This is a genomic window from Halomonas sp. Ps84H-12, from assembly GCF_024124725.1.
Lineage (GTDB): Bacteria > Pseudomonadota > Gammaproteobacteria > Pseudomonadales > Halomonadaceae > Vreelandella > Vreelandella aquamarina.
This window is the reverse complement of record NZ_JAMXSJ010000004.1, coordinates 13,387-25,310: the sequence shown is the minus strand read 5'-3', so window position 1 is coordinate 25,310 and position 11,924 is coordinate 13,387. Positions and strand designations below refer to the sequence as shown.

Sequence of the window (11,924 nt, the reverse complement as noted above, 5' to 3'; positions counted from 1 at the left end):
CGTAAAACGACTAAGGGGGGGTCAGCGCCCCAGACAATAGCGCATATACGCAGACAATGCAGCGCCCGACAAGCGTTCTGCGAGCTTATTGTTAAACGCTTGGTTGAATCGCCGCGAGACACGCCGCTGGCAGCGGCAAATCAACCGCAATCGGCAGGTGGTCAGAGAACAGGTGATCCAGCACGCGCACATCGGCCGCTTCAAGGGTTTGCGAGAGTAGAATATGGTCCAACGCGCGACGCGGCTGCCACGACGGATAGCTAAGCAGCGGCTTGACCGGGTATAGCGGCAATGACGTACTAAACCGCTCGTGAGCATGGAGCTGCTCAGGCGTACAATTTAAATCACCCATCACCACCACATGGCGCAACGGCTCAATAATATCGCTTAAATAATTGAGCTGGCGCACACGGCCACGGTGGCTAAGCGCCAAATGCGCCACAAAAATATGCAGGGCATCAGGGCCTTCGCCGTAGCGCACGTGAATAGCACCGCGTCCAGGCAACATCCCAGGCAGCCGGTGCTCTTCAATATGGCTAGGGGTTAAACGTGAAAGCAGACCATTACTATGCTGTGCAAAATGGCCTAGGTTACGATTAAGTTGCTGGAAGTAGTGAGGAAACTTGGCCTGGGCGGCTAAGTACTCCACCTGATTCACACGGCTGGAGCGAAAGCTTCCACCATCCACCTCCTGCAGCCCCACCACGTCAAACTGCTCTAATACGCTACCTACCAGCGCTAAACGCTTAAGCCGCTGAGGATTAGGCAGCACGTGCTGCCAGCTCCGCGTGAGATAGTGGTGGTAGGCTGAGGTTTGAATGCCCACCTGCAAATTAAACGTTAGCAGCCGGATATGACCACGCTCAACTAGCGCGGAGGTGGACGGGGACGCAGGAGAACGAGTCTGTCCGCCTGTGTGGCCGTGCTCAAGCACCGTTATTGTGTGCGCTCGCTGCGAACTTTTTCGATCAACGCGTCAGCGATTTGCGGCATGTTTTCCAAGCTGCCTGCCGACTGCGGTGACACTACATAGCGGCCATCCACAATCAGCGCAGGAACCCCCATCAGGCGCATTTCACGCATACGGCTGTTGGCCTTATTGACCTCACTACGCACGCTAAAGGCGGTGAGCGCCTGTTTGGCTTCCTCTTCGCTAACGCCGTAATCAGAGAAGAATTCCGCAATCTTGTCAGCGTCGGTCAGTGAACGGCCATCCTGGTGAATCGCATCGAAGAAATCCGCATGCAGCTCCTCTTCAATACCCAGCGATTTGGCCGCATAGAAGGCCGTGGCATGGGTGTTCCAGTCACCGCCCATGGTCGCTGGCATTTTGACAATGCTGACATCGTCATCCAGGGTTTCGTACCACTCGTTTACTGGCGTTTGCAGCCGGTAGCAGTGCGGGCAGCCAAACCAGAACGCTTCGGTCACTTCAATCTGATCTTCGTCTACCTGGGTCGCCACTGGCGATTCAAGCAACGTGTAGTGCTGACCTTCTACCAGCTCCTGGGCACTTACCGCAGCAGACAGGCCAAGACCAGCAAGCGCGACCATCAACGTTTTCAACATAACGAGCACTCTCCAAATAAGCGGCCAACAAAAGTGAACCTGTGACCGTTAATGTGTCAGGCAGGTTCCCCACTCTGTTGATGTTTCACAGAATGGGGAGGCCAACAGTGGGGGAATTAGTTCAAGCCCAGTACATAGTTGGCTACAGCTTCCATATCCTGGTCACTCATTTTGGAAGCGATATCGCCCATCAGGTTGTTCGGGCTATTGGTACGTTCACCCGATGCAAATGCCTGCAGCGTAGAGATGGTATATTCCGCATGCTGACCCGACAGAGCCGGATACACAGCGCTACCAATACCTACCCCGGTGGGAGTGTGGCAAGCGCTACAGGCGGGAATGCCTTTGGACATATCGCCTGCGCGATACAGCTCTTCACCGCGGGCCAGCAGCTCAGCATCTTCATCGCTGGTTTGGCCGAGGTTGGCATCTTGGCCTGCAAAGTGTGCTGCCACATCCCAAGCATCTTGGTCGGAGTAGTCATCGACTAACCCTGCCATCTGCGGGACCACGCGATTGCCATCACGGATATCCATGATTTGCTTGGCGAGGTAGGACATTTGCTGCCCTGCCAGGTTGGGGAAAGTACCCACTGCGCTGATACCTTGCTGGCCATGGCAGGCTGCACAGGTTTGGGCGAGTTCACGTCCTGCCGCTGCGTCAGCGTCGGCTTGAAGGTCCGCTTGGGCGTGGGCGGTGCCAACGGCACCCATGGTAATTGCCAGGCTTGCCAGTAACTTTCTCATTGCTAATCCACTATGCCGTTTGATTATTGACTGGTACGCACCCTGGGCGCTGCCCAGGTTCAGCACATTACCAGGGTCAGCTCCGCCAAAACGAACAACAATGTCGTGTTGGTCGCTGCTGGCTAAAGCGCGATGGTACACTAGCGCCCCAGGTCGCAGTTATAAACCGCTTGCATTATAACGAATCACCCTAGCGGCGGGAATGCAAGTCCAGGTCTGCTTTTGGGGTAATTCGTCGCGGTACCGCTCTCTCTCACACTAGGGTTGGCCAGCGGGCCGTGTTATACGTTTGTTTTTCAGGATTAATTCCATGTCTACCCCCCATGATAGCCCAGTCCCTCGGCTGAACTACCCCACGGCGCGTTTTATGATCAGCGCGCCAACCCTGGCACTGTGTCCTGACGATACCGGTGCAGAAGTAGCGTTTGCCGGACGCTCAAATGCCGGTAAATCCAGCGCCATTAACGCGCTAACCCAGCAAAATGCGCTGGCGCGCACCTCGCGCACTCCGGGCCGCACCCAGCTCATCAACTTCTTCACTGTGATGAACGACGAGTCGCGCCGCTTGGTGGATCTACCCGGCTATGGCTACGCCAAAGTGCCTGAAGCGGTCAAAATCGAGTGGCAAAAGCATCTTTCTGACTACCTGCGCGGCCGTTTTAGCCTGCGTGGTTTAGTGCTGCTTATGGACGTGCGCCACCCGCTGACCGAGTTCGACCAAATGATGCTCGACTATGCTGACCAGCGCGGGATGCCGGTGCATATTCTGCTGACCAAAGCCGACAAACTGAAGCGTGGTCCAGCCAGCGCCGCCCTGCAGAAAGTGCGCTCCCGCTTAAAAGAGTGGGAAGACCTCGTATCGGTACAGCTGTTTTCATCGCTGAAACGCGACGGGGTCGATACCCTTTCCCAAAAACTAGACCAGTGGCTGCACACTCCAGAAGACGCCCGTTAATAGGCGTGGTCTAGGCACGCCTCTCCAGCCATGCAATCAGCTCCGGCAGCTCTTTGACATGGGCTATGCGGTGCACCCGCTCAGGCAGCATCTGGTCGCCGCATTCAGCCACCCAGGCGGCATGCATACCCAGTTGCTGGGCGGGAAGCACGTCCTCATTCCAGGAGTCGCCCACGTGCATGGCGCGCTGCGGTACGGTATTCAGTCGCTCCAAAGCGGTGAGAAAAGGCTTGGGGTCAGGCTTGGGAGCCAGCAGCTCTCCAGCGGCAATCGCTACCGGAAAATGGGCCGCCAATGGTTGGCGCTTAAGGTGAATATTGCCGTTGGTAATCGCCGCTAGCCGATAGCGCTCGGCAAGCGCCGATAGCAGCCCAGCAGCCTCTGGGTGCGGCGTGACCTGCACCCGCAGGCGGTGGAACTCATTCATTGCCGCAGCGGCCCATAACAGCGCAGCGCTGCGTGGCAAACCGCTGGTTTCCAATTGGGCCTCCAACGCTCGTAGCCTTAGCCAGGTAAAGTCACCTCGCCGTTCAGGCACTTGGCTTGCCCACTGCTGGCGGCGCTGCAGGTAATCCGCCACGCCCTCATCATACGTTAACGGTAGCGGCGCCTCTTGACGGGCAGCACGCCATGCTGCCAGCGCTTCCAGCAGCCAGCGGTAATGGCCCTCTTCGGTTTTCAGCATGACGCCCTGGTTGTCCCATAGGGTGTCATCCAAATCAAAGGTGATGGCGTCTAACGTGACCATGCTTAACTCTCACTGGGGCGGTGTTTGGCGCGCGGGTGGGCGGCATCGTAACTGTCTGCCAAGTGCTGCCAATCCAGCCGCGTATACACTTGAGTAGTGGATAGATTGGCATGACCAAGCAACTCCTGCACGGCACGCAGATCCTGGCTAGATTCCAGCAGGTGGCTGGCAAAAGAGTGGCGCAGGCGGTGGGGGTGAAGATGTTCGGGCAGGCCGCGCACCACCGAGAGCTGTGCTAAGCGTTTCTGGATCGCTCGATGCCCCAACCGCTGCCCCCGCTGCCCGACGAACAGCGCCGTTTCAGCGCTGGCCGCCAAACTGGCCCGGCAGGTGAGCCACGCGGTGAGTGCCTGCTGGGCACGCCGTCCCACCGGCACTTGGCGGGGCTTGCTGCCCTTACCCATCACCCGCACATGATTGGCCGTTAAGTGGCTCATATCCAGCGCCGCCAGCTCGGCTAAGCGCAGGCCGCTGGAGTAGAAAAGCTCCAGCATGGCTTGGTCGCGAAGCGCCAGCGGCGAGCCGTCGTGGGGCGTGTCCAGAAAGCGCGCCAGCGCATCCACATCCAGCGGTCTGGGCAGATGACTGGGCTGCTTAGGGGTGCGCAGTAGGCTGACCGGGTTATCTGCCAACACGCGATGCTGCACTAGCGCATCGGCAAAGCGAGATAGCGCCGCACGTCGGCGGGCTAGGCTTCTCGGTGCCAGCCCCCGGCTACGTTCAGCGCCTAAAAAGGCTCTCGCCAGCGCCGTGTCCAGCGCGCTGGCCTGAGTGATGCCACGCTGTTCGGCAAACTGGCAAAAGGCGGATAAATCCTGACGATAGGCCGCCACCGTGGCCGGGCTGGCATGGGTGGCTAGCTGCGCTAAGTAGTTAGTGACCGTGTCTGCCAGCAAGCTATCGCTGTCCATGCGGCTCCGATCCCAACCGCAGCAGTAGGCGCGCGACAATATCGCCCAGGTACTCGGTAAACAGCGTATCCATACTGGCGCGGTAACATTCAGGGTCGGGGCTAGCGAGCAGCAAATAACCCAGCTGCTCCCCCGCCGAGAGGCGTGTAATCGCACAGGAACCCGCTTTACGGGGTGCTTTGGTATGGGGCAGTAGGCACTTCCAATCGCTGACGCTCAGCTTGGCGCAGCGACTGGTGCGGCCATCCAGCAGCGCCGCCAAGCGAGCGCTGGCGTGCTGGTCGAGAATATGGCGTGGCGGCTGGGGTGGCGTGGACTCTGCATCGCTTAACGACGCGGGACACCATAGGGCCATCGCCGGGGTTTGAAAGCGCTCGTTAAGCTGAGTCGCCAGCGCTTGGGCCAGGGCATCACGGTCTTCCGCTTCAACTAAGCTGAGCAGCGTTTCCCGCAGGCGACGGTACTGAGCCTCGTTATGACGAGCGGTTTCCAGCAAATGCTCAAGCCGCCCTTCCGCCGTTTCAGCTCGCTGGCGCAGGTCGATCACCAGCCGCTCCAGCAGCGACACAGCACCATCGATATTCGGGTGGGGCACTTTGAGCTGCTGCAGCAGCCCTTCACGGCCAATAAAAAAATCGGGGTGACGGGCCAGCCAAAACGCTACTTGGTCAGGGTCGAGCGTTTTGCGCGGCTCAGGAGCTTGAGACATCGCCGTTCTCCTCGCATTAGTTGAGTGATACCCGACCATCAAACACCCGGGTAGCAGGGCCCACCATGACGAGTGACGCTTCGGGGTCAGGCCACTCGATACTGAGCTGCCCGCCGGGCAAGTGCACTTTCACTGGGCTCTTCAGAAGCCCCTGACGAATCCCACTGGCCACCGCCGCACAGGCACCGGTGCCGCAGGCCAGGGTTTCACCGCTGCCACGCTCGAACACCCGCAGACGAATCTCGCTGGGCGAGACCACCTGCATAAAGCCGACGTTGACCCGCTTGGGAAACCGAGGATGCGACTCCAACAGCGGCCCCAAGCGCTCCACCGGGGCGCTATCCACGCTCTCTACCTGGAGGACAGCATGGGGATTGCCCATGGAGACCACGCCAAGCTGCAGCGTTTCACCGCCTACATCTATCTCATGCAGCGGTTGATCACCCGGCGCTTCAAACGGCAGCATCGCCGGGTTAAAGCGCGGCCTACCCATATCGACCCGCACCATGCCATCGTGCTGAACATTGAGCACCAGCGGGCCACCGGCGGTTTCCACATGGATTTCATGCTTGTGGGTTAAACGCTGGTCGCGCACAAAGCGGGCAAAGCAGCGCGCGCCGTTGCCACAGTTCTCCACTTCGCTGCCGTCGGCGTTATAGATACGGTAGCGAAAGTCCATGTCCGGGTCGCGGGGCGGCTCGACGATCAGCAGTTGGTCAAAGCCAATGCCAAAGCGCCGGTCCGCCAGTTGGCGGATCTGCTCGTCCCGCAGGCGCGCCCGCTGAGTGACCAGGTCCACCACCATGAAGTCGTTGCCCAGGCCGTGCATTTTGGTGAAGTGCAGCAGCATCAGCGCGCCCCTTCCGGCAGCAGCGCCTCACCGGCCCACAGGCTTTCCAGCGTTTCCCGAGCGCGCACCACGTGGTACGTGTCGCCATCCACCATCACCTCGGGGGGGCGCGGGCGGCTGTTGTAGTTCGACGTCATCACAAAACCGTAAGCTCCGGCGGAGCGCACCGCCAACAGATCGCCTTCGGCGATAGCAAGCTCACGCTCTTTACCCAGGAAGTCACCGGTTTCACACACAGGGCCGACCACGTCGTAGGTGGCGCTCTCACGAGGCTGGCGGGTATCCACCGGCACAATCGCCTGCCACGCCTGATACAGCGCCGGACGAATCAGGTCGTTCATGGCCGCATCGACAATGGCAAAGTTCTTGGTCTCGCCGGGTTTCAAGAACTCTACCCGGGTGAGCATCAGCCCGGCGTTGGCCGCAATAGAGCGACCCGGCTCAAACAGCAGCGTGAGCTTTTCGCCGCCTTCCCAGCGGGAGAGGCGCGCCAGCAGTTGGCTAGCGTAATCGAACGGTTGAGGTGGCTTCTCGTCACGGTAGGGCACGCCTAAGCCGCCGCCTAAATCCAGATGGTCGATCTCGATGTCCCGCTCGCGAAGGCGCTCCATCAGCACCAACAGGCGCTCCAGGGCATCTAGAAACGGCGCGGTTTCGGTGAGCTGCGAGCCGATATGGCAATCCAGGCCCGTCACACGCAGGTTTGGCAAGCTGGCAGCCAGTTGGTACACCTCCAGCGCGTCATCCACCGGAATGCCAAACTTGTTATCTTTCAGGCCGGTAGAGATATAAGGGTGAGTGCCCGCATCCACATCAGGATTGACGCGCAGCGAGACCGGAGCGATTTTCCCCAGCTCACCTGCCACGGCATTCAGGCGCTCAAGCTCTGGGCGCGACTCGACATTAAAGCATTTGATGCCGACTTCTAGCGCCCGCGCCATTTCATGGGGCTGCTTAGCCACGCCGGAAAACACCACTTTGGCGGGGTCGCCGCCCGCTTTTAGCACCCGCTCAAGCTCACCCACGGAGACAATATCAAACCCGGCCCCCATGCGGGCCAAAAGGCCCAGCACGGCAAGGTTAGAGTTGGCTTTCACCGCGTAGCAGATTAAGTGCGAGTGGCCACCCAAGGCTTCGGTGTAGGCGCGAAAATGGCGCTCAAAGGTCGCTTTTGAGTAGACATAGCAGGGCGTGCCCAGCTCGGCGGCCAGCTGCGTTAGCGGCACATCTTCGGCGTAGAGCACGCCATCGCGGTAGTTAAAGTGATCCATTACCCCTCCTGCTCGGCGGCCGAATCATTGGTATCGTCAGGCAGATAAAGTGGCCCCTTTTGACCACAGCCAACAAGCAGCAATGCGGCCATCAGCAGCGCGCTAAGTGTGATTGCACTGCGTTTCATGACGCACCTTTCAGGGCTGCCAGCGCTTCTCGCGCACGGTTTGCAGCGGCGCGCACTTGGTCAGGCGCCGTGCCGCCAATGTGGTTGCGGGCAGCGACCGAGCCTTCCAGCGTCAGCACTTCAAATACGTCCTGCTCAATGATATCGGAGAACTGCTGGAGCTCTTCGAGGGTCATTTCAGAGAGGTCTTTCTTGGTTTTCAGGCCGTAGGCCACGGAGAGACCCACGATCTCGTGAGCATCACGGAAGGCCACGCCTTTACGCACCAGGTAATCCGCCAGGTCTGTGGCGGTGGAGAAGCCGCGCCGCGCCGCTTCGTACATGCTCTCTTTCTTCGGCTCAATGGCAGGCACCATGTCCGCAAAGGCTTTCAGACAGTCGCGCACGGTGTCGACGGCGTCGAACAGCGGCTCTTTGTCTTCCTGGTTGTCCTTGTTGTAGGCCAGCGGCTGCGACTTCATCAGCGTCAGCAGCGCCATCAGATGGCCATACACACGGCCGGTTTTACCGCGCACCAGCTCAGGCACGTCGGGGTTTTTTTTCTGCGGCATAATGGAGGAGCCGGTGCAGAAGCGGTCGGGCAGGTCGATGAAGTTGAACTGCGCACTGGTCCACAGCACGAGCTCTTCGCTCATCCGCGACAGGTGCATAAGCAGGATGCTGGCGAAACTGGTGAATTCAATTGCAAAATCACGATCCGACACGGCGTCCAGCGAGTTTTCTGCCGGGCGATCAAAGCCGAGCAGCTCAGCGGTCACGTGGCGGTCAATGGGGTAGGTCGTGCCCGCCAGCGCCGCGGAGCCCAGCGGCATCACATTCACCCGTTTACGGCAATCCAGCAGGCGCTCGTGATCGCGGGCCAGCATTTCCTGCCAGGCCAGCAGATGATGGCCGAAGGTGACCGGCTGTGCCGTCTGCAGGTGAGTAAAACCGGGCATGATGGTGTCGGCTTCGCGCTCGGCAAGCTCAATCATGCCGTCACGCAGACGGGTTAGCTCCGCTTCGATCACGTCGATTTCATCGCGCATGAACAGGCGAATGTCGGTGGCCACTTGGTCGTTGCGCGAGCGGCCAGTGTGTAGCTTCTTGCCAGTAATGCCGATTTTATCGGTCAGGCGCGCTTCGATGTTCATGTGCACGTCTTCCAGCGGTACCGACCACTGGAACTCACCGCGATCAATCTCGCCCTGAATCTCGGTCAGGCCGTTAATAATGGCGTCGCGCTCCTCTTCGGTGAGCACGCCCACCCGCGCCAGCATGGTGGCATGGGCAATCGAGCCCTGAATATCCTGGCGCGCTAGGCGCTGGTCGAAGTTCACAGACGCGGTAAAGCGTGCAACAAAAGCATCGGTGGGCTCGCTGAAGCGACCGCCCCAAGACTGGTTCGTAGCTTGGCTCATCGGAGAGATATCCTGCTGACAAATCTAATGGAGTCGTTAAAAGAAAGTGTACCAGAGTCACTGCGTAGAGCGGCATGCCGTTTTATGGCAGTGTTTATAACGAGGCAGGAGATTCTTGGCTAGCAACGACTACTAGCGGCGTTTTCAAATATGCCTTCAGCGCACTCAAGGCCATGGGACGAGCAAAGTAGTAGCCTTGGTAGTGGTCGCACTGCAGGGTACGCAGGAAGTGAAACTGCTCGGCGGTTTCAACGCCTTCAATTAACACCTCGAGTCCCAACTTATCTGCCATGGTGACAACACCCTCTACAATAGCGGCGTCACGGGAATCAACGGCCACATCGCCCACAAACGAGCGGTCAACCTTCAGCTTATTGATGGGTAGGCGTTTTAGATAGCTAAGGCTTGAGAAACCGGTGCCAAAGTCATCCAGCGCAATGTGCACGCCCAGTTGGCGCAGGGCCTGTAAAGCCTGAATGGTGTGTTCGGCGCTATCCATTAACACACCTTCGGTCAGCTCCAGCTCTAATAGCGCGGGGGGCAAGCCACTACGCGCCAGCACCTGCTTTACGGAGTCTAAAAAGCCTGGGCGCTGAAACTGCATGGGTGATACGTTAATCGCCATGGTGATGGGGGTCGCGCTTTCGGCATTGAGCACCACCGCATCGCGGCAGGCGGTTTCCATCACCCACTCACTGATGGGAATAATCTGCCCGGTATCCTCGGCCAAAGGAATAAACTGCCCTGGCGGGATGTTGCCACGCTCTGGGTGGTACCAACGGATCAACGCTTCAACTCCAGCGACCCGCCCACTATGGTGAATTTGCGGCTGGTAATGGAGCTCAAACTGCTCCTGCTCAATGGCCTGCTGCAGGGCATGGCGCAAATTCACCCGCTCGGTGACCTTACGGTTAAGTTCGTCGGTATACCACTGAAAGGTGTTGCGCCCCCTGCGTTTGGCCTTGTACATGGCAAGGTCGGCCTGCTGAATGAGCTGACGCGGCGTTTGAATAGTGCCATCGTTGGTGGCGATCCCAATACTGGCAGTAATTCTTAGCTCGTTGCTGCGATACCAGTAAGGTGCCGAAACTCGTGTCAGCAGCCGCTCGACCACCTGTAAGACATCGTCTTCGTGGGCTAAATCCGGCAACAACACGATAAACTCATCGCCGCCAAATCGGGCCACGGTGTCCCAGGGGCGCAGCTCCTCCTCCAAGCGCTTGGCGACCTCTAGCAAAATATAGTCGCCCACTTCATGGCCGAGGGTGTCATTGATTGGCTTAAAGTCGTCTAAATCAATGAACAGCACTGCTAAATAACGCTGGTAGCGCCTGGCTAACAAACAACCTTGGGCAAGGCGCTGGTCCAGCAACAGCCGGTTGGGCAGCCCGGTCAGCGCATCGTGATTGGCGTTATGACTCAGCTGGGCCTGATACTCTCGCTGGGCGGTAATATCGTTTTGCGCGCCGATAAAATGTGTGACTACGCCAGCTTCATCGCGCACCGGGGAGATATAAAGATCGTTCCAGAAAGGCGCACCGTTACGGCGATAGTTGCGAATCACCACGTGCACCTCGCGCTGCTCTTTGATGCCTTTGCGCAATTGCACCTGGGTCGCAGGGTCCGTGTCGATTCCTTGTAGAAAACGGCAGTTGCGGCCCAGCGCGGCCTCTCGCGAGTAGCCGGTGATGCGCTCAAAGGCAGCGTTCACATACACTATCGGCAGATCAGGGCGCTGAGCATCCACAATGATCACGCCATTGGTGCTAGACTCCACGCTGCGCTCCAGCAGCGCCAACTGCCGTTCAGTGTCTTTGCGCTCGGTAATATCCTGAGTAGAGCCCTGAGCTTGAATAATTTTTCCTAGCTCATCGCGCACCGCTCGGCCAATCACTCGCACCCAACGCCGTCGCCCCTGCTGGGTAATAATCTCCAGCTCTTCGTCAAAACTTATCCCCTTCTCACAGCAGTTGGTAAACACGGCTTGAATACGCGACCGAGAGCTTGGCGTGTAAAAAGCAATCGCCTCCTCCAGCGTGGGCTGGTGGCCAACAGGCATATCGTGAAGGCGGCACACCTCCTCCGACCAGATCGGCAGCCCCACCGCTAAATCCATATACCAGCCGCCTATATGCGCTGTCTCACCGGCAATACGGAACAGCCGCTGATTACGCCGTAGCTGCTTTTCCACCGCTTTGCGACGAGAAATATCTCGGGCAATCACATAAATCACCTGCTCACCGGCAGAAGCGGACACTTCCAACCAAACGCGCCTACCATCTACCGCTAACGCACAAATATCGAAGGCATTAATTTTTTCACCCCGGCATACCCTTGCCAACGCTGCTTCGATAACGGGATGATCACGCGGCTCTACCACGACACCACAGGGCCTACCCAGCAGCGCTTCTGCTTGGTAACCCAGTAACGACTCAAAGGTTGGGTTGATGCTGAGCAGCGTGCCCGCAAAGTCGATGCAGCAGAACAAATCCTGCGAAAGCAGAAAGAATTGGTCTAGCTTACCTTGCGGTTCAACAGGGGGCATGGCATTTCCTAACAGGCGTTAAACGCGTTCAGCGCTGGCCCTAAATTCGGCCGGTTATTTTTACTGTGTGGCTGGGTGCTTTATGATGAGAA

12 protein-coding genes are annotated in these 11,924 nt (G+C 58.5%); 1 reads left to right on the top strand and 11 read right to left on the bottom strand.

Annotated elements, in window-relative coordinates; all coding sequences use genetic code 11:
• Positions 1-91: 91 nt before the first annotated feature.
• The 3 genes from NH344_RS02735 to NH344_RS02725 form a co-directional block, all read right to left on the bottom strand.
• Positions 92-934: an endonuclease/exonuclease/phosphatase family protein gene (locus NH344_RS02735; protein ID WP_044629851.1), complete on the bottom strand. Its 843-nt coding sequence runs from the start codon at positions 932-934 to the stop codon at positions 92-94.
• A gap of 2 nt (positions 935-936) precedes the next feature.
• Positions 937-1,569, bottom strand: coding sequence for a thiol:disulfide interchange protein DsbA/DsbL (locus NH344_RS02730; protein ID WP_044629850.1), 633 nt, complete (start codon positions 1,567-1,569; stop codon positions 937-939).
• A 116-nt stretch (positions 1,570-1,685) separates the two neighbouring features.
• A complete protein-coding gene (locus tag NH344_RS02725; protein ID WP_044629849.1) occupies positions 1,686-2,315 on the bottom strand; it encodes a c-type cytochrome in 630 nt (209 codons plus the stop codon).
• A gap of 310 nt (positions 2,316-2,625) precedes the next feature.
• On the opposite strand from NH344_RS02725, the gene yihA reads away from it, so the two are divergent.
• Positions 2,626-3,270, top strand: coding sequence for a ribosome biogenesis GTP-binding protein YihA/YsxC (yihA, locus tag NH344_RS02720; RefSeq protein WP_044629848.1), 645 nt, complete (start codon positions 2,626-2,628; stop codon positions 3,268-3,270).
• Between the two features lie 10 nt (positions 3,271-3,280).
• On the opposite strand, the gene NH344_RS02715 is transcribed toward yihA, so the two are convergent.
• The 8 genes from NH344_RS02715 to NH344_RS02680 all read right to left on the bottom strand — a co-directional run bounded on the left by NH344_RS02715 (position 3,281) and on the right by NH344_RS02680 (position 11,832).
• The gene (locus NH344_RS02715) at positions 3,281-4,018 is read right to left on the bottom strand and encodes an HAD family hydrolase (RefSeq protein WP_044629847.1); all 738 of its coding nucleotides are present in this window, start codon (positions 4,016-4,018) and stop codon (positions 3,281-3,283) included.
• Positions 4,019-4,020: 2 nt separating this feature from the next.
• Positions 4,021-4,929, bottom strand: coding sequence for a tyrosine recombinase XerC (locus NH344_RS02710; protein WP_044629846.1), 909 nt, complete (start codon positions 4,927-4,929; stop codon positions 4,021-4,023).
• Positions 4,916-5,638, bottom strand: a complete 723-nt coding sequence (locus NH344_RS02705; protein WP_054640742.1) for a DUF484 family protein — start codon at positions 5,636-5,638, stop codon at positions 4,916-4,918. Before NH344_RS02705 ends, NH344_RS02710 begins: the two co-directional genes overlap by 14 nt.
• Before the next feature lie 16 nt (positions 5,639-5,654).
• On the bottom strand, positions 5,655-6,488 hold the full coding sequence (dapF, locus tag NH344_RS02700; RefSeq protein ID WP_172515106.1) for a diaminopimelate epimerase: 834 nt from the start codon (positions 6,486-6,488) through the stop codon (positions 5,655-5,657).
• Positions 6,488-7,759 (bottom strand): diaminopimelate decarboxylase, encoded by a 1,272-nt coding sequence (lysA, locus tag NH344_RS02695; protein WP_062373017.1) that lies wholly within the window; start codon positions 7,757-7,759, stop codon positions 6,488-6,490. The genes dapF and lysA overlap by 1 nt, the downstream gene beginning before the upstream one ends.
• Positions 7,759-7,887, bottom strand: a complete 129-nt coding sequence (locus tag NH344_RS02690; protein WP_074211274.1) for a lipoprotein — start codon at positions 7,885-7,887, stop codon at positions 7,759-7,761. The genes lysA and NH344_RS02690 overlap by 1 nt, the downstream gene beginning before the upstream one ends.
• Positions 7,884-9,287 (bottom strand): argininosuccinate lyase, encoded by a 1,404-nt coding sequence (gene argH, locus NH344_RS02685; protein ID WP_058577699.1) that lies wholly within the window; start codon positions 9,285-9,287, stop codon positions 7,884-7,886. The genes NH344_RS02690 and argH overlap by 4 nt, the downstream gene beginning before the upstream one ends.
• 94 nt (positions 9,288-9,381) lie before the next feature.
• On the bottom strand, positions 9,382-11,832 hold the full coding sequence (locus NH344_RS02680; RefSeq protein ID WP_058577698.1) for an EAL domain-containing protein: 2,451 nt from the start codon (positions 11,830-11,832) through the stop codon (positions 9,382-9,384).
• Positions 11,833-11,924 lie beyond the last annotated feature (92 nt).

Coding starts and splice junctions, on each gene's coding strand:
- NH344_RS02730 (WP_044629850.1), bottom strand. CDS start 1,569: ATGTTGAAAACGTTGATGGTCGCGCTTGCTGGTCTTGGCCTGTCTGCT.
- NH344_RS02725 (WP_044629849.1), bottom strand. CDS start 2,315: ATGAGAAAGTTACTGGCAAGCCTGGCAATTACCATGGGTGCCGTTGGC.
- yihA (WP_044629848.1), top strand. CDS start 2,626: ATGTCTACCCCCCATGATAGCCCAGTCCCTCGGCTGAACTACCCCACG.
- NH344_RS02715 (WP_044629847.1), bottom strand. CDS start 4,018: ATGGTCACGTTAGACGCCATCACCTTTGATTTGGATGACACCCTATGG.
- NH344_RS02710 (WP_044629846.1), bottom strand. CDS start 4,929: ATGGACAGCGATAGCTTGCTGGCAGACACGGTCACTAACTACTTAGCG.
- NH344_RS02705 (WP_054640742.1), bottom strand. CDS start 5,638: ATGTCTCAAGCTCCTGAGCCGCGCAAAACGCTCGACCCTGACCAAGTA.
- dapF (WP_172515106.1), bottom strand. CDS start 6,488: ATGCTGCTGCACTTCACCAAAATGCACGGCCTGGGCAACGACTTCATG.
- lysA (WP_062373017.1), bottom strand. CDS start 7,759: ATGGATCACTTTAACTACCGCGATGGCGTGCTCTACGCCGAAGATGTG.
- NH344_RS02690 (WP_074211274.1), bottom strand. CDS start 7,887: ATGAAACGCAGTGCAATCACACTTAGCGCGCTGCTGATGGCCGCATTG.
- argH (WP_058577699.1), bottom strand. CDS start 9,287: ATGAGCCAAGCTACGAACCAGTCTTGGGGCGGTCGCTTCAGCGAGCCC.
- NH344_RS02680 (WP_058577698.1), bottom strand. CDS start 11,832: ATGCCCCCTGTTGAACCGCAAGGTAAGCTAGACCAATTCTTTCTGCTT.